Source organism: Asticcacaulis biprosthecium C19, from assembly GCF_000204015.1.
In the GTDB taxonomy this organism is placed as follows: domain Bacteria; phylum Pseudomonadota; class Alphaproteobacteria; order Caulobacterales; family Caulobacteraceae; genus Asticcacaulis; species Asticcacaulis biprosthecius.
The window spans coordinates 54,450-74,752 of the sequence record NZ_GL883076.1 but is presented as its reverse complement, the minus strand read 5'-3'; the positions used below and the strand labels follow the sequence as shown (position 1 = coordinate 74,752).

The following is a 20,303-nucleotide window of genomic DNA, read 5'->3' as shown; positions in this document are numbered from 1 at the left end:
ACCAGACGGAGTCAGCCATGAACAAGTCCCTTTCCCTTTTCGGCGCAACCACCCTCAGCAAATCGGCGGCCCTGTTGGGCGCGGCGCGAGCACTGCAACCCAGCCTGATGCGCGGCAAGGCGCTCGATCGCGGCACAGTACGTGATGCCATGAGTTTTTCCTTCATGGGCACCGACACCGAAGGTGTGTGGAACTGGAAAGACGCCTATGAGGCCATCGAAGTCGCGCAGGTTCTGCAGGTTCGCAAGGTCGCGTGCCAGGTGTCGCGGATCGAAGATGCGCCTCTGGACGTGGTTGAGGCGCTGGCGAAAATCTCCGTCCTTGGCCTGACCCATTCGCGTCGGTCCGAGGAGCAGGTCATGCTTGACCAATTCTCCACACCGCTCGAACTTGCGGCCCTGGCGATCCTGGCGGCACAGATCAGACCTGGGGATTTTGTCCTTGAACCGTCCGCCGGCACCGGGATGCTGGCCGTGATGGCGGAGGTGTGCGGCGCCAGGCTGCACCTGAATGAAATCGCTGCGACCCGTGCGGAACTTCTGGACGCAGCATTTGCAGCTTGCGACCGCAGCCGTTTTGACGGGAAGACGCTGCACGATCGGGTCCAAACCGCAGGTCAGTTCGACGCTGTCGTCATGAACCCTCCCTTCACCGACATCGAGGCGCATCTGCTCAGCGCCGGAAAATGTGTAGCCGATGGAGGACGCGTCTCGGCAATCGTGCCAGCTTCCTTCTTCGAGTCGCCGGCGTTGGGGCGCCTGTCACGCCTGTTTGCTATTCGCGCCACAATAATCCTGCCGGAAAATGCCTTCGGTAAACATGGCACAGGGGTCGAAACCGGCCTTTTTGTCTTCGATCGCGTCGCGCCAACGGAAGGTAACGCTTCGACAATGGCCGCCGAGAGCCTGGCACAGGCGCTGGAGGCAATTTCGGCCGTTCCCGCTCGCTTGACAGCCAAGGCACGGATTTTCCGCCCTGCGGGCTCTGTGGCGGCTTTTTCGGGTAACGCAGGAGCACGACCAACCGTCTCGACCCGACTATGCTTCCTCCAAACGACCGCCCTGGCGACCTATACGACAATCGATTGGGCTGGGATCGGTGACGATGTCGGCCTGTTCAGCGCCTATCGCGTCTCGCGGATGCAGCTTGCACCCTCGTTCGCCCATCCGTCTTCACTTGTTGAATCCTCCGCCATGGGTTCTGTCGCCGTGCCGCGGCCAACATACCAGCCGAAACTGCCCCCTATGGTGCTGGCGGGTGGACTGTCTGACGCCCAGATGGAAACCGTCGTCTATGCCGGCCAGGCCCATTCTGAAATTCTGCCAGGCTTTTGGGCGCTGAATGAGCAAAAGACCAGTTACACAGCGGTGCCCGAGACCCACGAGGGCGGCTTTCAGCTTCGCAAGGGTTTCTTTCTCGGTGACGGTACGGGTGTCGGCAAGGGGCGCCAGATATCCGCGGTGATCGCCGACAATGTAGCAAACGGACGCCCAAAGGCCGTCTGGATTTCCAAGAACGACGAGCTGCTGGAAGACGCGCGACGAGACTGGTCGGCCATCGGCGGCGCGGCCAACGATCTCGTTTGCCAGAGCGCCTACAAGCTTGGGCAGCCGATCCGTATGGACAAGGGCATCCTGTTCAGCACCTACGCCACTTTGCGGGTGGCCGCTCGTCAGGAAAAGAAATCCCGTCTCGACCAGATCGTCGATTGGTTGGGGGCCGATTTTGACGGCGCTATTGTCTTCGACGAAGCCCACGAAATGGCGAACGCTGCCGGCGGCAAAGGCAATCGCGGCGCCAAGAAGCCGTCGCAGCAAGGCCTGGCCGGGTTGATGCTGCAATACCGGTTGCCGAATGCCCGGATCATGTACGTGTCGGCAACCGGCGCCACTACCCCGGAAAACCTGGCCTATGCCAGCCGTCTCGGACTGTGGGGATCGACCGAGGCCCCGTTCCTGACCCGGGAGGAATTTCTGAAAGCGGCGGACGATGGCGGCGTTGCGGTCATGGAACTGATTGCGCGCGAATTGAAGGCGCAAGGGCTCTATGTCGCCCGGATGCTCAGCTTCGACGGTTTGACGATCGATCCGTTGCTGCACGAGCTGACGCCGGCCAATATCGAAATCTGGGACGCCTGGGCCGAGGCCTTCGAAATCATCCATGCCAATCTCGACAAGGCTCTGGAGGCCATCGGCGTAGTCGACGGGGAGGGCAAGACCGCATCGGGTCAGGCCAAGGGCGCCGCCAAATCGGCCTTTGCCAGTACCAGTCAACGGTTTTTCAACGCGCTTCTTTGTGGATTCAAGACCCCGACGTTGATCCGAGCTATCGAGGGAGACGTCGAGGCAGGTTTGGCCTGCGTGGTTCAACTGGTGTCGACGAACCAGGCGGTCATGGAACGTCGGCTGGAAGCCGTGTCTCCAGCGGAGTACAACGACCTGCATATCGACCTGACGCCGCGTGATACCGTCACCGAGTATTTGCAGCACTCGTTCCCGACGACCTGTTTCGTTGAGACCGAAGACGATAACGGCAATATCAAGCTCGTGCCGATGACGGATAGCGAAGGCAATGCCGTTCATAGCCAGGAGGCGCTCGCCCTGCGTGACGAGCTGATCCTCAATCTGGCAACCCTACCTGGTGTGCCGGGTGTTCTTGACGGTCTGATCCACCATTTCGGGCCCGAGCGCATAGCTGAAATCACCGGCCGCGGCCGCCGTGTGATCCTGAAGGACGACAAGTTCGTTCTGGATAAACGCTCCGCCAGCGCCGCCAAATCCGAAACCGACGACTTTATGGGCGGCCGCAAAGACATTCTCGTGTTCAGCCAGGCGGGCGGGACCGGGCGGAGCTATCATGCTGACCGCGCCTGCGCCAACCAGAAGCCCCGCCGCCACTACCTCGTCGAATCCGGCTGGCGCGCTGACACGGCGATCCAGGGCATCGGGCGAACGCATCGCTCCAATCAAGTCTGTGCGCCCTGCTTCCGGCCTGTGACAACCAATATCAAGGGCGAGAAGCGGTTTCTCTCGACAATCGCCAGACGCCTCCACAGTCTTGGGGCGTTGAGTACCGGGGAGCGCCGCGGCGCCGGCAGCGGATTGTTCCGGCCGGAGGACAACCTGGAAAACGATTATGCACGCCGCGCCCTGTTGGCCTTTTATCAGGCCATGTACCAGGACAAGATCCCGAGCATGGGCATCAGCGACTTCGAGCGTAAAACGGCGCTGAAACTTCGCGGCGACAGCGGGTGCCTGCTATCGAGCGAGGATTTGCCGCCCTTGCATACCTTCCTGAACCGGCTTCTGGCGCTGCGTATTTCCGACCAGGACGCTGTATTCGACGAGTTCGAAGGTCGTTTGAAGGCGATCTTGGAGCGTGCGGAAGCTGCCGGCGCGCTCGATAAGGGCGTTGAAGACCTTGTGCCGCACCAGGTCGATCTCGTTAGTGACCAAGTGATCCGCACCGATCCGACGGGCGCCGAGACCAGGCTGTTGAAGTTCAACGTCAAGGAACAGCGGAAGATGACGAGGCTCGATGATCTTCAGTGGATGTTCGAGAACTGGCCCCGTAGCAAATATGACTTCGTCTACAATCCGAAATCGAAGCGCGTCGCCCTGCTGGAAAACGGTGTCACCACGACCGACGACGACGATGGCCTGATCCCGGCGATCCGGTTACATCGGCCGACAAAGCAGGACCTGGTGCGCGACGATCTGTTCGCTGAAAGCAACTGGGAACCCATCGAAGAAGCGAACTGGCGCAGCCTTTGGCAGGCAGAAATCGACGGGCTCGATCCGTTCGTTCATACTCAACTCAATCTCGTCACCGGTCTCTTGCTGCCGATCTGGAAAAACCTGCCGTCGAAGTCCTGCTATGTGAAGCGTTTGCGGGCGCCGGACGGCAAGCGCTGGCTCGGCCGGACCATGTCGGAAGCGGAAGCCCTGAAACTGCTCGACGTGCTGGGGGTATCGGACGCCAAGCGCGAAATCGCCAGTCCCTTGGGCGCCCACGATCTGGTGATGCGCAATGTCGGCACCGTCAAGCTGGCAGGCAACCTCAATCTCAAGCGCTCGAAGGTCATGGACAGGCACCGTTTGGAGGTCTTCGGCAATACGAACGAGTACAGGCGTTTGCGTGACCTCGGCTGCTTCGTTGAGATTATCAATTACACCGCCCGGGTTTTCCTGCCCGTCGGCGACATGTCCGTGATGGGGGCCGTGCTGAAGTCCTATCCAGCGCAGGACTTGGTGCTCAACGCCTGATCGGGCGGTTGGGTACGGCGAAAGAAGAGGGAAGGGAGGTCTCCTGCGAGCCCGAATGATCGGGTGAAAGCAGGAGATTTCCAATGAATACCGCACTCGACGCCATCATCGACACGATCATCATCGAACTGGACAAGGGCGTCGCACCCTGGCGGCAGCCTTGGGCCAACGGTGCCCGGCCGGGGTTTCCGCTGCGCTCCACCGGCGAGGCCTTCAGCGGGATGAACGCCATCCTGTTGTCGATGCTGCAGGCGACGCGCGGTTTTGGCAGTGCCTATTGGCTGACATTCAATCAGGCCAAGGACCTGGGCGGCAACGTGCGCAAGGGCGAAAAAGCGTCCCCTGCCATCCTCTACAAGACCCGGACTATCGAGGGCGAGGCGGAAGACAAAGGTGATGATCGCGTCCTGCGCTTTCTCAAGACCTATAGTGTTTTCAACGCTGACCAGATCGATGGTTTGCCAGAGCTCTTCAAGCCATCGACTGCGCCGACCGACGCTATGGAGCCGCTGGCGCAGGACATCGCCGGCATCATGGCGAATTTCCCGGTGCCGGTCACGCATGGAGGCAATATGGCCTGCTACGTCGTGGCGGAAGATATCATCCGGATGCCGCCGCGGGAGGCTTTTGCCAATGACGAATACTACGTCACGACGCTCCTTCATGAGTTTGGCCATGCCACTGGCGCGAAGAGCCGCCTGGACCGATTTGCCGTCTATGAAGGCCGGGAGGACTACGCCCGGGAAGAGCTGGTGGCCGAGTTGACGTCGCATCTGACATCGCTTCACCTCGGTATAAATCCATCACAGTCGGTCTTCCAGGACCACATTGCATATCTCGGCTATTGGGCAGAGCTTTTGAAGGATCGACCGAACGAACTGCTGAAGGCGGCTGGAAAGGCGCAATTAGCATGTGACATGATCCTCAAATACCGCCACGGCGGCCAAAGCTTGGAAGATTTGTCGACGTTGCCCCTCGCGGGGTGATGTCTTGGGGTGCCAGGTCCTTGTGACGAGCTGGCTGCGTGCTGAAGCCTGCGCCTGCACCTTGGCGGAAGACCTTTGGTAAAAGGGCGGCTTGACGCCGCCCTTTCGCTCTTTGGCCAAAAACGACGGAGAAGAACCTCGCGGGATCTTTTCCATTAACCGCCGCCGCGGGCTCTCACACCTCAGACGGCGAAGATGACTTATGGGCGGGTCCCGTCCAAGTCAAGACCGTGGCAGGCTTCGGTTTGGCGGTGGCGTAGGGCCGACGATGACCATTGCCGGTGTCGTGGCGGGTGGCTGCATGTGTTCGACAGCCCCTTCAGCTGGTTGGCAGGATACCAGTATTCCTCCGGTCAGTCCTTTGATGACTGCTTGACGGCGGGCGTGTTGTTTCGGCGTGCCTTCATTGAACGAACGACCAGGTGAAGCGGCCGGCCGGCGCGGGATTTTTGTAAGGAACCGGCTTCCGTCACAGCGGGAATGGCCGAGGCGGTTCGGTTTCGGCGGGTGACGATCGGAAGCGTGACGAAACGAAAAGAGCCCGGTGAAAAGCCGTTGGTCTCGCCTTTTATCCTGCAACCACTGCCACAGCGCCGATTTTTTGCGGGCAAGGGTCGAGACGAGCGCGCAAGCGCGCCCATTGCCCGAAAATCGGTCCGTGGCGGTCGTGGTGCAGAGGCAAGGCCAACGGCGGCCTCTCCGAGAAATCGGTTCTCTTACACCTTCGAAAGTCACACGCCATGAACATATCCTCTCCTTCCTTCGGCCTTTCCCGCTATGACGCCGCCTGCACGCTTGCCTCTCACGAAATGCCCTATCCCGCCCAGGCTGAAATCGAACACCTCGGCCTGACCGTTACCAATGAAGTCCTCGACGTCTTTCTGAACACCGCCCTGGAAGACCATCTGCCGATCATCATGGAAGGTCTTATCGGTGGCTTGCACAGCGCCATCCTGCGGATCCAGCGCGAAGCGGATCGCTCTCACGATGACATGCGCCGGCTGATCCGCGACTTCGATGGCAGCGAGATCAAGGATGTCGAACTTCAGGACGCCACGCGCAGCTTCAACCGAGGCGAGGCCGCAGTGATGATCATGGAGGTCATGCGCGACGCCGCCAATGAAAACTATACCGCCCAAACGGGTGAAGTCTGGACCCCGTGGCGCGGTTCGGCGAAAAATCACGCGACGACCTATGCTCAGATCGAAGTGAAGGAAGCCCTGCGCGCGAAGGATCGACGTGAACAAGGCTTGGCCGATCCTGGCACCGAGGTCGTCGTATTCCGCGGTGCACCGAAAGCCAACCGCGTGAATGACGCCAATCGCATCTATGACGCCTTGAACTGGGCGCTATCCCAATTCCCGAACATGCAACTGGCGACAACCGGCAATCTCGGCGCCGAACAACTGGCCCTCAAATGGGCGCGTGACAAGAAGATCAAGACCATCCTGTCCAAGGCCAATTTCGACAAATTCAAAGCCGCAGCGCCCTTCAAGGCCAATGACGATCTGTTGTTACTTGATCCGGTCCTGGTGCTGACCCTGGAATGTACGCTGGAGCCTGTCACCGAGGAAGAGCACCGCCCGTTTGGGCCTGCCGCCAATATCGGTCAAAAGGCCCGCGAAAAAGGCATCCGCACCATGCAGGTCACGCCGAAGAAATAGCAGCGTCAGCCCCAGGTTTCGGCCTGGGGTATTTTTTGCATCGCGCAATGGGGAAAAGGAAGGGGGAGGGCGCCGGTCGATGAGTTTCATCGGAGATCGGAAATGGCCAAGGCAATCGCACTCTACAAAGGCGGCACGAACGTCGAAATCGAACATGCGGTCCGGGAGGACGGCACGGTTTACAAACGATATCGGCGGATGACGTCCTACGGTTTGAAATGGACGGCGTGGACATCGACGGGCCGGCATATCGAGGTGACCCCGGAATTTGCACCCCAGCCTGCGATTAGCACTGGCGTCGCCATTTTGTCCCTGGTCAGCCAGCAGTCCCGCCTCAAATCGCATCGCTCGATGTTCGGCGCCGGCGGCGAATTGAAAATCCGGCTGCCAAGCGCATGATATCGCTTCACAATTTCTGATGCGTGGCTAGTTTGTCGTCTGGCGGAGTCTCTCACCTTCGCCACATCGACCTTCTCTCACAGGTATTCAAATGGCCAGACGTAAATCGCCCGATCTCGCGGATTGGGTGCGCGCGCTTAGCGTCGTTCCACCCTTTATCACTCTGCCGGTTGGCATCATCGCCTATCTTGTCCTGCATTACTTCGCCATGAAGACGGTGGCCGTGGGGGCGGGGTCGGCGGAAACGGCGGCTGCGGACGCGGCAACCGCCACTGTTTTGCGGGCTCTGGCGCTCGTGTTTCAATACCTGATCCCTTTCGTACTCGGCATGTCCGGGCTGTTATGGCTGGTTCGCCGGTTCGAGAAACGACGGGTCCGTAAGCTGGCCGATGTGGCGGGGTCGAGCGAGGTCCTGGCGTCAATATCTTGGGCCGACTTCGAGCGAATCGTCGCTCACGCCTTCACCAAGCATGGCTTCGACGCCCAGTTGACGCCAGAAGGAGCCGACGGCGGAATAGACGTGGTCCTGCACCGCGGCGAGCAGAAGTTCCTCGTCCAGGCCAAGCATTGGCGCGCCAAGGCCGTCGACGTCGAGACCGTGCGGGCGCTGTACGGTGTGATGCACGCCGAGGGTGCCGTAGGCGCCTATGTCGTAACGTCGGGCGTGTTCACCAAGGCGGCCGGCGACTTTGCCGAGGACAAGAGCATCTGGCTTTACAACGGTCAGAGGCTTCGGGACCTGCTGAAACAGGGGCGCGATGCGTTGCCTGGTGGCAATCTGACACTCGATCGACTGCCGGCCCGGGTTGGGGAAGGGGTGGAATGTCCCCTCTGCGCATCGCCGATGACATTGAGGATTGCGAAACAGGGTGGCCATCAAGGCGAGCGGTTCTTCGGTTGCACGACCTATCCGGATTGTGCGGGACTGCGGCCGGTCGATTGAAAGGAAAAGGGCAGGGAGTGGAGGGCGTAGATTTCGCTTCAGGAGAAAGCCCATGACAGACTATGCCTCGCCCACCGTCGTCCAAACCTCAATTCCGAAGGCGGATATGACGCCGTTGGAGCGTTACCTGCTGGCACGAATTTTCGATGAAGACGACGAAGGTGAGACCGTCTTCCTTTCGTCATGCGGTTCGCCCAACGACACCTTGGAAATGCCTCTGGGTGAGTTGCGGGCAGCTTTTTCGGCCAGCCAGGGCATTGGAAGTTTAGCGCTGGATCTGGTAGCGGTGAAGCTGGACGAATGGCAGGGGCTTGCCGACGGCGACGAGGTTCAGCTCGATCTAAGTATGAAGTCCTATGAGTTCGTGCTGCAGGACATCGTCAAGCGGTCGCCGGTTCTGAACCGTATCGAGGTTGTGACCTCCTATACCTGCACGAAGATGCGGCGGGATGGGTTCGGCGGCGCGGCCATGGCGATTACCGCCGGCGAGGTTCGCTTTAAAAGCACGGACGATATCCTCAACGATTTCCGGACGGAGGACGATGCACAGCCGGGGGAAGTGTTCGCGACCTTCGCCGTTCATTCGTTGCTTCGGTTATCCGAGGACGCTGTGCGGTGTCAGTTGCCGGGCATAATTGAAACCGATCCGGAGCTTGGTGTCGCGGTCGACGAGGTGACGGCGGCGGATATTCGCGCAGCTTGCACACAGGTGGCTGAGGTCTCTGACCTGGCCGACGAGAGGGGATTTGCCGAATACAAGGCGGCGGTTCTGGCGATCCGGCTGGCGAAGGAGAGGCAGGCGTTAGCGTAAACCTGCTCTGCCCTATTTAGGTATTGGCTCTCGGGAAACCTCGGGAGCCAATTTTCTGCAGATGTTGCGGGCAGACGCCTCTTAGAGGGGGTTCATTTCATCGAGGGCGGCTTGGTATCCCGCAGCGAACGCTTCGGCGGGATCGGTAATGTCACGGGCGACGACGAACATCAGATAGGCAAAGCCGGCCGCTGAAGGAGACATAACGCCCTTTTCGTCTTCGAACACGAAGCCCAGTCTTTGACATTCATGCAAACCGCCAAGCCGCTTGATCAGTTGATTGAGCGTGGTGCCGGTCTCAATATCAAAGGTGTTGTTGGTGTCTGCCATTTGGAATTTATATCATACCGAAAGCCGGTTTCCAACCTGGCGAAGGCAGGGTGGGCGTTGCGTCCGACTGCGTCGGCCGCCGGGCTCGTCGTCTGCGATGGAGCCCCGGAAGGTCGGGTCTCCACCCTTCGGGCTCGATCCCTAACGCGGTCCTGACGGCGAGGACGTGACATATTCCGAAAATCAGGCTCATCTGGCTTCTGAGGCAAGAACTTGACACGGGCCGCTCTTCTCCGGGTATGCGCAAGTGTTCGGTGAGGGGAGGGACAGTGAGGTGTTCCTCCCCAAAACCCATGTCTTCTAACGGTATTGTGACCGAATTGACGGCATATGGCTTTGATGTAGCCACGAAGGTGAGCTAGCGTTTGGTTCTCCCCGGATTCACCCCCCCGAAACCGGCAGAGTTCAGATGGTCACCCTTGCCCCCCAAGGGTGACCATTATTCCTCTTACATTTTGATACTGTGGTGCTCCTGCAAGGTGTTTGTGCCGCGAGGGAGCGTGTCCGGGTCATTGCGCGGCGGGCGAGGTGCTCCGCTGGGTGGTGCCGGCGATTTAAAGAAATGGGCAGGGAGGGGGAAGGTGTCTCAAACCTTCAAATGGAGCCCTGCCATGACCCCGAACAGCCAGACCTCGCCCAATGCGACATTGACCCCCATCCCAGAAGCCCGGCGGATGGAATTTCTTCTCAAGCTCTTCGGGACGTCGCTGATGATTATCGGCGAGAATTCCGTCTACACCTTCATGGAACAGCTCTGTTCCGACTATAATGGCGGCTTCTGGCAGTTCTTTGAAACCGATGATGGCGTGCTTTACATGGCCCCGGACGGACCTGCACGGATGAAGCTGGTGTGGGACGGGAACGGCTTCGAAGGCGAGATGTCGAACGATGCCGCCGGCATTATAGCCACCCTCTTCGCCCTGTCCCATATGTCGATGGCTTTCAGAGGCGCCGATCAACTGGCCGAACATTATCATCGCCTGCGGGATTTCGCGGCCGAGCACGAGGACTCAAGGATGATTTTCGCGGCGATCGACTGACCGGACGCGGTCCTGAGGTTGTCTCTCGCAGGTCGATGCGGTATCTTTGGTGTCCTTGACCGTGCTTACGCCTCGCGGTCATAAAACATAAGGCACGGCGCAAGCTGTGTAGGTCCGAGCGAGCACCTGGTAGGGTCGTCCGATAAGCGGAGAAATCTACTGGACTAGGGATCGGATAGTCAAAATTCCAAACGGCAGAGGTCTTCGGATCTTTGCCGTTTTCAATTTCACCAGCATCTTTCTGGTGTGTGATCCCCCGAGAACGGCGACGGTTCTGGCCCATCAGAAAGCCACTCCATTTTCATTACCCGGCCGATTCGAAGGGTCGGCCAGAGTCGACGGCATTGCGGCTTTCTTGCCCTTTATACGGACCCGTTGGGGCAGTGTCTGGTTGGCGAGAGCCAATCCGACGTCATCTTTTGCCGTGTCGATGAGGTTGCCGATTCGACCAAGTTCTCCGAGCACGAGTAGCACCATTGCCAGCACTCCCAGCGAGATGCCAGGGTCACCAGCTTCGACCCTTCGGACCGTGGAAACATTGAGGCCGGCGCCTTCGGCGAGCCGAGACTGGGTCATGTTGCGGCGTTTGCGGGCAATGGCAATGTCAGCGCCCAGTTTCTTGATTTCGTTTTGTGCCCGGATGGAGGGAAGGTTCGCCTTTTTCATAATAGTGCTTAAATACACGATTAAGTCATATAAAGCGAGGTTTATGCATTCTAATAACGTAGCATGGCTATTGACCTGATAGATATCGAATGAGCGACGTCGAAAGGCTGAACGGAGCTAGATGGGGTGTGACAGACGTTCGCACGACGGTCCGATATAATCCCAGATAGCTGAAATCACTTCGCCAAGCGCGATGTCGTCGAGATTGATGGACCGCGCATAGGCTGCCCACTGACGTTGCTTGCCGGCATCGTTATAGAATTCCTCGGACAGCCCAGGTGGACGGGTCGTGGGTATGTCGGTCTGGCGTCGATTAAAGGTTGCCTGAATAGCCGCATCCAGATCATCGGCCGCGATCGGCATGACCTTCGGAATTGTCCAAAGGTCATAGTAGTCTTTCATGCGGGTGTTGACGACGCCAAGCGACACCATGGCCTGGAACTTCTCGGCGACAACTGTGGCAGGCGGATAGGCGCGAACGCGAGGGGGTGCCGACCCTAAGAGGGTCGGATAATCGATAAATTGCGTCGGATCGGCGAGGGCGTCACCGAAGCCAATGTCGAGCGTTATGGGGATGCGCGTATTGCCAAGATAGGCTGTGGTTGTCAGCCGCACGCCGCCATATTCGCCCTGTTCCCGGATGGCTGTCGCGCGCAGCGCATCTGTATCGAACCGCAATCCATCGTTATCCTCCATGGACATGATGGTCTTGAAACGTTCAAGGAGGTCGTGTTCCTCGGCGTCGCCGAAGCCAAGAAAGTCTGCGTCGCGCGTAACCCGGTTGCCGTCGTCGATCCATGCCGTCACCAGCATTCCGCCTTTCAGGACGTAGCTGTCGCGGTGTTCGGACTGGGCAAGCCGGCTCAGGAAACGTTCCAGGCCGTAGCGCACTAGGATAACGTCGAAGACCTGGTTTTCCGCTCTTGCCAGATTGAGCAGCTTTTCCCGGATCGAGGCCGGCATATTGGTTACGGCTTTAGCCATTGGAGGTCATCGCCTCCAGGTAGGGCTGTACGGTTTTCCAGACCCGGCCTGATTTGGCCGCTTCAGCGATCTGTGCGGCTGTAGCCTTTCGGTTGGTCAGGGTTTGGCGCAGGCTGTCGATGGCCATGGATCGGTCGATCAGCTTGGGATGCCTGAAAATGTCCGCGAGGGTTTTGGCGACCCCGTAGATGGGAACGCTGACCCCGGAAATCATGTGGTGCTCGATGCCCTGGTTAAGATAATTGGCGCCCAGCCGGACGAAGTGGACGGGAGGATAGCTGACCTTCGGCGCCCAGTCTTTCGAACCGATCGCCAGCCAGACCTTGCGCGGCATCTGATCCGTGACGCCATGATAGGCGAGCGCAGACAGCATGGCGATGACGCCCTTGGGAACAAGCCGTGATGCTTCGGCCAGGGCCTGTTCGCCGTCGACTTGGCCATCGCTTTTTTGATAAAGACCGCGGGCGACACGCACAAGATCACCACGCTCCACCGCCCTGGAGATGGTCGTAGCGTCGATGCCGAGATGGCGCAGTTCGAAAGCACGCATAATGGGTTGGCTATCCAGTGCGCTTCGAAGTCGGTCGTGTTGAGTGCTGTCGGTTGCGGATATCATGTTACATAAGCTGGCATAAAAGGACGTTTTATCCTAGGATATGTAACATCGGGTAAATGCGGAGTCCACAGCGCCGAAACATCAAATCGCCAAACCCGTTTCTGAGCCTATAACAGGGATTGCATAACCCTAATGCTGGCAAACTGACAGACTTGCCGCCGCAAGCTGTCGGATGGGTGTGAAAGCATCCAGGCCGAAGCCTTGCCGAATTCAGGTTTGAGCTGCTGGCCGTTTTGACGCTTGGCTGCTGCGCAGCGTTTCATCGGTGTCGGTGGGTTGGGTTCGATCCCTCGACTTCTATTTGGTTCGCCGTTGGACGATCAGACCCGCTTGAAATTGAACAACCGGAAACGCTGGTCCAGTCGCTTGGGAGTAACTCGATATCTGATCAGCAGGAGTGGGCGTCATTGAGATGAACCCGTCGATGACGGATGACCGGGCCCCACTTACGAGCGTTGAACCGAAGGCGAAGGCACAATAGGCGGTCAGCAGCATTTCCCGGTCTCGAAGTCAGCCGTGCGAAGGTGTGCGATGAGGGCAGGGGGTGCCAAGGCGTCTCGCCGAGACAAAGGACCGTGGCCGAATGCCTTGGGCAGCGGGGTCGATGACCTCAATCAAATGCGAAATGTAGTCCCGCTTGGCAGTGCCACAAGGGCAAGCCCTCCTCCACTGCGTTGCGGCCCTGCGGGTGTGGCCCAGCCTGAGGCGCGGGAGCGGACATACGCATGATTGCGGTCGATCCGCAGCCCAAGGGGATTAGCCCCGAAGGTTTTCATCTCAAGGAGACTTCCCATGTCCACCGCTTCCTTCACCACCCTGATCGCCAATGTCGGCCGCATCGATCCCACCAAGACCTTCGGCGATGACCGTCAACTGGCAACCTTTTCTGTCGCCGTCAGCCGCAGGTTCAAGGCCAAGGGCGAAACCGTCGAAGAGACCGACTGGTACACCGTCAAGACCAACCTGCCGCACCTGATCAACATGATCGAAAACCACATCAAGAAGGGTGACCAGATCATCATCTCCGGCGCCCAGTCGCACAAAACCTTTGATCGTCAGAACGGCGAGAAGGGCATGGCCGTCGAGATTTTCGCCCACGCCATCCAGTTCAACATCTCGAAAAAGCCCGATGCCAAGGACGGCGCCAATGAAGCCGGCCAACAACAAACCCACGACCTCGACGACGAAATCCCGTTCTGAGGAGGGTTTCACCCGGATCTGGCAGGGAGGTGCGGCATCGTACCTCTCTGAGACCGGCTTCGACGTTCAACGGTTTCAATTTCTCTAAAGGAGCACGGCCATGGGCTGGCTTTTCATGCAACGACTGGACGGCCACAAAGGCCCCAAAGAATACCTCGATGCCCAATTCACCTATCAAAACGACCAATCCCAACTCCGCGTTCTCAGGTCCACCCTGGTGAACCGCCGTGTCTATTATGCCGCCGCCGAACGGATATTGACGGCCGACACTAAGCGCTCGGTTTTCGCCATTGTCTGTCTGGTGAAGTGGGCCCCGCGAGCCCGTGACGGATACATTTTCGGCTACAAGGACTTGGATGAAACCGTCGGACCTTGTGAGCGGGATTGTCCGGCCGGCATACTCGACCTGCTGACACCCACGGAATATCCCTATGCCGTCAAATGGCGCGAGGACTGCCGGGCCAATCTTGCAGTCCGGGCGATCCAGGCGAAAAAGCCAAAGCCGAGTCTTGGCCAGAACCTGATCCTTGCCGAGCCGATGTGCTTCACCGACGGTCAAAAGCTTAGCCGCTTCCGAGTGACAACCCTGCCAAGGCGCCGTGGTTTCGTCTACCAGTCGCTGGAGAACGGCGGCTTCTATAGGATGCCGAAATTGGCAACTGTCGATTATCGCTTGGAGGCGCCGGGGTAGGGTCAATCTGCCGGCGTTAGAGCAGGCTGTCCTGTACCGTCGCCGGCGCTTTTCCTTTCGGTTTTCTGGGAGCGGCCGGCTCTTCGACAAAATCCGACGGCTTGAACCGAAAGGTTCCCTTGGGTGCGGAGGGCCAGATTTTCCCTCCGTCATCGCCGGCTACGGGGTCGATACTGGCGATGGGCTTTCGGTCGAGCCAGAGCTTGATTTCATCTCCGACGAGCGTGACCGGTTCGCGGGTGTGGTAGCCAGTGAGGTCGTCGCCGGCGGCGCGGGTCATCAGGGTGAAGCTCTTGATGGTGGCGCGATCGGCGAGGGTGGCGGTATCCCAAATTCCGGCGAAGACCATTTCGTGGTTGTCGGCACGGAGGATGTCCTGACGCTGCTTTTTCTTCGCATCGTGCGGATGAGGGCCGAACCATTCCCAGAAATAGTCGACGGGCACGACGCAATGACGATGCTTCATGGCGCTGCGGAAGGTGGGCTTGTCGGCAGCTTCCTCGATCTTGGCGTTAAACGACGTGAGTTTGAAATCCGCCAGATCCTTGTTGAACCAATAGGGGATCAGGCTCCACCGCATGATCTCGACTTCGTAGCCGTCTGGTTTTCCGTCGACCAGGCGTTCGTGGATCACCGGGTAATTGTTCGTCGGCCGGATCTCGGACTTTTCATAGAGTTCGCGCTGGGGCGGTTCACGGCCGAACATGCTGAGAAGCTCATAGAGCTCAGCCCAGTTGTCGACCTTTGGTTTGAAACGTCCGCACATGAGGCACCTCGTCGTTACCTAGCAATCTTATGCGCGGGATCGGCATTGTCAAACCACGGCATGGTCCCAGCTGAATAAACGCTCTATGCGCAACAATGAATTATATGCGCAGGAACGAGCTTTCTATGCGCAAGAATGGACCGGTCGATTTGGCTAACGCCGCGATGACTTCGGCGAAGGAAGTATCGAGTCAGGTCGCCTCGATCGATAAAATCCCATCCCGGCGCCAGCTTCTTGCCACATCGACAAAGTCCTGCTCCGATATGAAAGGCGGCCTTTGAGGAACAACGTAAGTCGTTTGAAAGTTCTGGTCTGACGCCGGGGTGACCAGATCATTGTCGGGATCGAGCGACGGATTTTTCCGAATGACACCGCCCACGCAAAGCACAGAATGGTCAATGCCTTTCTTTGTTCGGCCCGACAGGATGTAGGAGATTTCGGGGTTGAGATCGCGGTGAATTCCCAGGATGTAATCAATCGGTTTTGGCCACCATAGCGTCAAGGAGATCAGTCCAAGGGATGCCAAGTATCCGTCCATCTGAGCTTTGAATTCCTCGCCCGACATTTCCTGATGCGAATGAGGAACGTCGGCCGCCGGTATCTCCAATATATTGGCAATGCAGGTTCGGTGACAGTCGCCCCAAATTCCTTGATCAGGGCGATGGCGAAATAGCTGGTCTTGCATCACGAACATCGAAAATCCCTGCGAGCCTGGAATCTTAGATAACGTCTGACGCCGCAGTTACAAGACTGTCGACATGGAGCGTGTCAGACACAGTAGGTTCGTATGGAGTGTCGAGCTGGTCGCTCGCCACGGGTCTCTCAGCATTATTGAACGGCCACCTTACCAGATCACCCCACCTGTCAACGGCTTTGCCGTTTCCCTCGTCTTCGACCTGAAGGTCTTGCCTCGGTGACATGAGGGGACCCCGATCTGGACGCCAGCCTTATCAACAACGCTTCAGATAAGGATCACTGCCATGTTCAACGAAAAGTCCACTCCGACCGTACCCTACGATCAAGATGAACGCTTTGAAGGTATCGACGAACTTGTGTCAGCGCTTGAAGCGAAATGGCTCGAAAGTGCAAAAGCCGCAGCGAATGCCGAGTAGGGAAGGCCCATCAGCCAAATGGCTGGTGGGTCTTTTTTTGGCTTCGGCGAATAGCTGAGCTGGCCCATTGGTAAGACACCGGTTGTCTATTTCGCGGCCATTTGCTCTGTGCAGTGAGGCTTGCCCATCTGGCGGTCGCCCTTACCTTCGACGAAGCCGGAAATCCACGACAAATCATCAACGTCTGGCGGTTGGATCATCGGCTTGCGATCGTAACCAGCGTTGTACCCGGCGCTCCACGACTCTGAATCTATAGCTACGGCAGGTGATTTTTTCATCCAGGCACAATGCAACGAATTTTTGCAACGCGCAACTTGTCGAGCATCTTGCCGAATGCGTTATTAAGTGAGTCCGGCACGAACTTAACGCCTAGAGGCGCGGCCCGAAAGGCAACAGACTTGGTTCGCCAGATGTCTGTAGGGCGGCGACCCCAGGATAGACGCCCCGACCGTGGGCCCTTTTGCGAAAGGGGAGAGGGGGCACCGTTGAGAAATGAGCTGTTTCATAGGTTGGCAGTCATCAGTGAATTCCCAGGCAATCCGCTCAAGACCGAACCCAAAGCGCAAACAATCGACAACAAGAGGATGGATCAAGAAGTGCTTTTTAGATGCACACCTTACGCCCACCCGGCGGCTGTCTAAGTCTTTGAAAGTTAAGCGAAAAAACAACACGTATTAGGCGTCATTCATGACGCCTATAAAAATGGACTGCTTCACGAAAATTCTCTTTACGCAGTGGAATCAATGCCTTAAACCTTTCATAGCAGGCGTCATCAATGACGCCTGCGAGGATTGAAAGGGAAGATAATGGCAGGAAAGCCATCAGGCCTGAATCGCAATGAACGGTTCCAGCTACGTCTCGATGGTGCCACGCTGGACGCATTGAAGCGCAGGGCGGCGCGCGAAGAAGTGCCAATCAACCATCTGGTCGTTAGCATCCTGGAGCGCGAACTGGATGACACATCTCGGTATCACCAACAGATGGCCGCCAAGCAGAGCTTTATCAGCGCGGCGTGGCTCAATGTGATCGCCGCCAGGCTTCTTCCCGTAGACGTGCGAAAGGAGGTTTTGCGGTCAATTCAGGATCAGGCCAGCCGTGCATTCGGGGCCAATCCGGAGATACCCCGCGGCCTCCTTGAGAGCAAAAGCGCGGACGATTCCGAATTCGTCACAGAGCTATTCGAGTTGTTCGAGCGGCACGCCGAGAACCGTTGGAATATAAGGCCTGAGTAGGTGCGTGAAGTCCTGATTTGTGGTATGGTGTTAGCCTCTCACACCTCCTAAAATCCGGACGACACCTCAATGGACGCATCTCTCACTGCGCAGAAGAAACGTCCCGAAAACAGCGCTGGCAGCGCGTGGCTTCGGGGCGGACAAACCATCGCACACACCGCTGACATGATCGTGGAGCTTTGGCGAAAGCTTCGGTGGCTACTGCTGTTATGGGCCGTCGTCTGCTGGGCGATCGCCGACCATGCAGCTCCCGATGAAGACCAGGTGTACGCCGGCCTGCACGTCGTCGCGTGGCTCTACACGCACATCGGCGCACCCTTGCCTGACAAATTGAATGTCCCTGACCCGACTGGCGTCAGCCACGTCGTTGCCGCCAAGATGTATGATGCGCTGCCGTTCGTGAACGCGGCGGTCGACCGCTACTTCGGCTACATGTGGCAGGGCTTCTGGCTTTGGCTGGTCGGCAGCATCGCTACCCTTACCCTGGTCTCCTATGCGTTCATCAGGTCGGGCGACGAGAAGCTTGAGAGCCACGACATCCGCGGCCAGCAGATCGTTCCCTTGCGGACATTGCTTGAACTCATCCGCGGCTACAACCTCTCCAAGGCCCGCGACATCAATCAAGACACGCTGCGGGCTTTGTCGCTGCCGACGGCGAGCATCAAGAACGACCTTCTGCATCGAGCCTATATGAAGGTGCGCGACGTCACCCAGGGATTTGCGGATGCGCGTGACGATATCATCTCCGTGGTCGGACGGGTCTCTGGGAAATCATCCAACACCGAAGGCGAGGTTGAAGCGCTTCTGACCGATGGGGATCATTATAATCGCCTACTCGACGAGGTCCGCGCCAACTCAGACCTGCCACACGCGATCCTCAAGGATCGGCGCTGGGCGGAAGGCCGGCTGGACAAGCATCACCGCGATATCCTGAATTGTATCGCGCACGAGGCGGCTGATCGCGGGCTACCCTTTTATGTTCGTCCGAGCGATTTCCGTCGGCCGACGATTGGCAAGGTGCCTTACCCCTATAAGGCTGAGTTCGAGCACACTCTGGTTGTTGGCGGCACCGGCTCCGGCAAGTCGGTGGCGATCCATGATACGATCGACAACATCAAACGTTGCGGCGACTCCGGCGTCATCTACGATCCTGAAGGTGAATTCATTCGAGCGCATTACCGCGAGGGCATCGATCTCATCTTCAATCCCTTCGATATGCGCTCGGTCGACTGGTCGCCATACATGGACCTGCATGACCTGACCCATTGGCAGTCGAGCGCGGCCGATCTCTTTCCAGACCCGAAGACGGGCGATCCCTATTGGACCCTGGCGACACGGACCATCTATTCCTACACCGGCTGGCTGCTCGGCACCAAGATGCGCAGTCGTGCCGGTCGCAACCCAACGATCAGCGAGCTGCTGGCGCTCCTGGTTGGCCCGCACGACAAACTCTACGAGCATCTGAAGAACACACCGGCAGCCAACACCCTGGGTGAAAAAGCGGGTCCGAGGTCGGATAGTCTACGATCAGTCCTGATCACGGGCGCGGAACGTCTCAGCCACCTGCTCGGAACCAAGGAGAACTTCTCGATCCGCAACTGGATCAACGATCCCAATCAAAAAGGCTTTCTGTTCCTCAGCGCCCCAGAGGACCTCGCCGCGACCATCAAACCGATCCTGGCGCATCTCTCGTCACTGACCATTACCGCGCTCCTGTCACGTGACCCGGAGCAGTCGAAGAAGACAACATGGATCATCCTCGACGAGTTCACCTCCCTTGGAAAAATGGACAGCCTGGCGGACTCGCCGGCGCGCTTGCGAAAGTTCGGCGGCTGCATGGTCGTCGGTATGCAGCAGGTGAGCCAGATCGAAGAGATTTATGGCGAGCCAAAGGCGCGCTCGATCGTCGGCCAGCTGCGCAACAAGCTGATCCTCGCCTGTAACGATCCGCGCACCGGCGAGTTCATGTCCGATCTCATCGGCAAGCGCGAAGTGCGTCGCATAGAGGAGACGACCTCTTACGGCGCCAACAATATCCGCGATGGCGTTGGCCTGGCGCCGAAGGATACGGTCGAGCCCATCGCCATGCCTGAACAGATCCAACGCCTGCCGACACGCACCGGCTACATCATGTTCTCTCCGGGACAACAGGGCTCAGCCTTCCCGGTATCCCTGGTGACCTATCCGTTCGTCAAACGGCCACACCGGGCACCATCCTTTGTTCCGCACAATAGGCAGAACCCGATCGAGATTCACTATCTCCAGCAGTTGTCTGCGAAGGATGAAACTCTGGGCGGCCTGATGACACCTCCAGAGGCGAAGGGGCTTCCAGGTGTCGAAGTGACGGGACAGCAGGATCTCGACAAGGAGGCGACACGTGATGACGTCGCCGATCTCGCACCTGTCGAATCCGAAGCGGTTCGCTCGGCGCCGCACCAGGCGCTGGTCGAGGAAGGCAGCGTCACCGGGCTAACTGTCGAAGATGCCGCCGGGAAGAAGGCAGGCAGGGCAGCCGTATTACCGCAAGCCGACAACCGGGCAATTCTCGACTCGTTGAACGACATGGTCAACGGGCCCGACCTGTTCAGTGGCATGTAA

18 protein-coding genes are annotated in these 20,303 nt (G+C 58.4%); 12 read left to right on the top strand and 6 right to left on the bottom strand.

The window, feature by feature from the left end; all coding sequences use genetic code 11:
* Window positions 1–17 precede the first annotated feature (17 nt).
* The 6 genes from ABI_RS00320 (at window position 18) to ABI_RS00290 (ending at window position 9,068) form a co-directional block, all read left to right on the top strand.
* Window positions 18–4,265: a strawberry notch-like NTP hydrolase domain-containing protein gene (locus tag ABI_RS00320; RefSeq protein ID WP_006270794.1), complete on the top strand. Its 4,248-nt coding sequence runs from the start codon at window positions 18–20 to the stop codon at window positions 4,263–4,265.
* An 83-nt stretch (window positions 4,266–4,348) separates the two neighbouring features.
* Window positions 4,349–5,251 carry an ArdC family protein gene (locus ABI_RS00315; protein WP_006270793.1) on the top strand — a complete coding sequence of 301 codons (903 nt, stop codon included), beginning with the start codon at window positions 4,349–4,351 and terminating at the stop codon, window positions 5,249–5,251.
* A gap of 740 nt (window positions 5,252–5,991) precedes the next feature.
* Entirely contained in the window at window positions 5,992–6,915 is a 924-nt protein-coding gene (locus ABI_RS00305) for a DUF2493 domain-containing protein (RefSeq protein ID WP_040308398.1), read from the top strand.
* 102 nt (window positions 6,916–7,017) lie between these two features.
* Window positions 7,018–7,314 (top strand): hypothetical protein, encoded by a 297-nt coding sequence (locus tag ABI_RS00300; protein WP_006270790.1) that lies wholly within the window; start codon window positions 7,018–7,020, stop codon window positions 7,312–7,314.
* A 91-nt stretch (window positions 7,315–7,405) separates the two neighbouring features.
* Window positions 7,406–8,257 carry a restriction endonuclease gene (locus ABI_RS00295; protein WP_040308397.1) on the top strand — a complete coding sequence of 284 codons (852 nt, stop codon included), beginning with the start codon at window positions 7,406–7,408 and terminating at the stop codon, window positions 8,255–8,257.
* A 52-nt stretch (window positions 8,258–8,309) separates the two neighbouring features.
* Complete coding sequence (locus tag ABI_RS00290; RefSeq protein WP_006270788.1) at window positions 8,310–9,068, top strand: hypothetical protein; 759 nt, start codon at window positions 8,310–8,312, stop codon at window positions 9,066–9,068.
* 81 nt (window positions 9,069–9,149) lie between these two features.
* On the opposite strand, the gene ABI_RS00285 is transcribed toward ABI_RS00290, so the two are convergent.
* On the bottom strand, window positions 9,150–9,398 hold the full coding sequence (locus ABI_RS00285; protein WP_006270787.1) for a hypothetical protein: 249 nt from the start codon (window positions 9,396–9,398) through the stop codon (window positions 9,150–9,152).
* Between the two features lie 611 nt (window positions 9,399–10,009).
* On the opposite strand from ABI_RS00285, the gene ABI_RS00280 reads away from it, so the two are divergent.
* Window positions 10,010–10,438 (top strand): antirestriction protein, encoded by a 429-nt coding sequence (locus ABI_RS00280; protein ID WP_040308396.1) that lies wholly within the window; start codon window positions 10,010–10,012, stop codon window positions 10,436–10,438.
* Window positions 10,439–10,720: 282 nt separating this feature from the next.
* On the opposite strand, the gene ABI_RS00275 is transcribed toward ABI_RS00280, so the two are convergent.
* From ABI_RS00275 to ABI_RS00265, 3 genes are all read right to left on the bottom strand, one after another.
* Window positions 10,721–11,104 carry a helix-turn-helix domain-containing protein gene (locus tag ABI_RS00275; protein WP_006270785.1) on the bottom strand — a complete coding sequence of 128 codons (384 nt, stop codon included), beginning with the start codon at window positions 11,102–11,104 and terminating at the stop codon, window positions 10,721–10,723.
* A gap of 117 nt (window positions 11,105–11,221) precedes the next feature.
* Window positions 11,222–12,088, bottom strand: coding sequence for a nucleotidyl transferase AbiEii/AbiGii toxin family protein (locus ABI_RS00270; RefSeq protein ID WP_006270784.1), 867 nt, complete (start codon window positions 12,086–12,088; stop codon window positions 11,222–11,224).
* Window positions 12,081–12,704: a type IV toxin-antitoxin system AbiEi family antitoxin domain-containing protein gene (locus ABI_RS00265; protein WP_040308395.1), complete on the bottom strand. Its 624-nt coding sequence runs from the start codon at window positions 12,702–12,704 to the stop codon at window positions 12,081–12,083. The genes ABI_RS00270 and ABI_RS00265 overlap by 8 nt, the downstream gene beginning before the upstream one ends.
* 792 nt (window positions 12,705–13,496) lie before the next feature.
* On the opposite strand from ABI_RS00265, the gene ABI_RS00260 reads away from it, so the two are divergent.
* Together ABI_RS00260 and ABI_RS00255 are read left to right on the top strand one after the other, a co-directional pair.
* Window positions 13,497–13,904, top strand: coding sequence for a single-stranded DNA-binding protein (locus tag ABI_RS00260; RefSeq protein WP_006270782.1), 408 nt, complete (start codon window positions 13,497–13,499; stop codon window positions 13,902–13,904).
* A gap of 100 nt (window positions 13,905–14,004) precedes the next feature.
* The gene (locus ABI_RS00255) at window positions 14,005–14,595 is read left to right on the top strand and encodes a DUF6927 domain-containing protein (RefSeq protein ID WP_040308394.1); all 591 of its coding nucleotides are present in this window, start codon (window positions 14,005–14,007) and stop codon (window positions 14,593–14,595) included.
* Window positions 14,596–14,611: 16 nt separating this feature from the next.
* On the opposite strand, the gene ABI_RS23305 is transcribed toward ABI_RS00255, so the two are convergent.
* Together ABI_RS23305 and ABI_RS00245 are read right to left on the bottom strand one after the other, a co-directional pair.
* Window positions 14,612–15,361 carry an SOS response-associated peptidase gene (locus ABI_RS23305; RefSeq protein ID WP_006270780.1) on the bottom strand — a complete coding sequence of 250 codons (750 nt, stop codon included), beginning with the start codon at window positions 15,359–15,361 and terminating at the stop codon, window positions 14,612–14,614.
* 190 nt (window positions 15,362–15,551) lie between these two features.
* Window positions 15,552–16,055, bottom strand: coding sequence for a hypothetical protein (locus tag ABI_RS00245; RefSeq protein ID WP_040308393.1), 504 nt, complete (start codon window positions 16,053–16,055; stop codon window positions 15,552–15,554).
* Between the two features lie 286 nt (window positions 16,056–16,341).
* Here ABI_RS00245 and ABI_RS26395 point away from each other — a divergent pair, with 286 nt between their 5' ends.
* The 3 genes from ABI_RS26395 to ABI_RS00230 all read left to right on the top strand — a co-directional run bounded on the left by ABI_RS26395 (window position 16,342) and on the right by ABI_RS00230 (window position 20,303).
* A complete protein-coding gene (locus ABI_RS26395) occupies window positions 16,342–16,473 on the top strand; it encodes a hypothetical protein (RefSeq protein WP_006270778.1) in 132 nt (43 codons plus the stop codon).
* An 806-nt stretch (window positions 16,474–17,279) separates the two neighbouring features.
* Window positions 17,280–17,705: a hypothetical protein gene (locus ABI_RS00235; RefSeq protein ID WP_006270776.1), complete on the top strand. Its 426-nt coding sequence runs from the start codon at window positions 17,280–17,282 to the stop codon at window positions 17,703–17,705.
* A 69-nt stretch (window positions 17,706–17,774) separates the two neighbouring features.
* Window positions 17,775–20,303, top strand: a complete 2,529-nt coding sequence (locus ABI_RS00230) for a type IV secretion system DNA-binding domain-containing protein (RefSeq protein WP_083811348.1) — start codon at window positions 17,775–17,777, stop codon at window positions 20,301–20,303.

Coding starts and splice junctions, on each gene's coding strand:
- ABI_RS00320 (WP_006270794.1), top strand. CDS start 18: ATGAACAAGTCCCTTTCCCTTTTCGGCGCAACCACCCTCAGCAAATCG.
- ABI_RS00315 (WP_006270793.1), top strand. CDS start 4,349: ATGAATACCGCACTCGACGCCATCATCGACACGATCATCATCGAACTG.
- ABI_RS00305 (WP_040308398.1), top strand. CDS start 5,992: ATGAACATATCCTCTCCTTCCTTCGGCCTTTCCCGCTATGACGCCGCC.
- ABI_RS00300 (WP_006270790.1), top strand. CDS start 7,018: ATGGCCAAGGCAATCGCACTCTACAAAGGCGGCACGAACGTCGAAATC.
- ABI_RS00295 (WP_040308397.1), top strand. CDS start 7,406: ATGGCCAGACGTAAATCGCCCGATCTCGCGGATTGGGTGCGCGCGCTT.
- ABI_RS00290 (WP_006270788.1), top strand. CDS start 8,310: ATGACAGACTATGCCTCGCCCACCGTCGTCCAAACCTCAATTCCGAAG.
- ABI_RS00285 (WP_006270787.1), bottom strand. CDS start 9,398: ATGGCAGACACCAACAACACCTTTGATATTGAGACCGGCACCACGCTC.
- ABI_RS00280 (WP_040308396.1), top strand. CDS start 10,010: ATGACCCCGAACAGCCAGACCTCGCCCAATGCGACATTGACCCCCATC.
- ABI_RS00275 (WP_006270785.1), bottom strand. CDS start 11,104: ATGAAAAAGGCGAACCTTCCCTCCATCCGGGCACAAAACGAAATCAAG.
- ABI_RS00270 (WP_006270784.1), bottom strand. CDS start 12,088: ATGGCTAAAGCCGTAACCAATATGCCGGCCTCGATCCGGGAAAAGCTG.
- ABI_RS00265 (WP_040308395.1), bottom strand. CDS start 12,704: ATGATATCCGCAACCGACAGCACTCAACACGACCGACTTCGAAGCGCA.
- ABI_RS00260 (WP_006270782.1), top strand. CDS start 13,497: ATGTCCACCGCTTCCTTCACCACCCTGATCGCCAATGTCGGCCGCATC.
- ABI_RS00255 (WP_040308394.1), top strand. CDS start 14,005: ATGGGCTGGCTTTTCATGCAACGACTGGACGGCCACAAAGGCCCCAAA.
- ABI_RS23305 (WP_006270780.1), bottom strand. CDS start 15,361: ATGTGCGGACGTTTCAAACCAAAGGTCGACAACTGGGCTGAGCTCTAT.
- ABI_RS00245 (WP_040308393.1), bottom strand. CDS start 16,055: ATGTTCGTGATGCAAGACCAGCTATTTCGCCATCGCCCTGATCAAGGA.
- ABI_RS26395 (WP_006270778.1), top strand. CDS start 16,342: ATGTTCAACGAAAAGTCCACTCCGACCGTACCCTACGATCAAGATGAA.
- ABI_RS00235 (WP_006270776.1), top strand. CDS start 17,280: ATGGCAGGAAAGCCATCAGGCCTGAATCGCAATGAACGGTTCCAGCTA.
- ABI_RS00230 (WP_083811348.1), top strand. CDS start 17,775: ATGGACGCATCTCTCACTGCGCAGAAGAAACGTCCCGAAAACAGCGCT.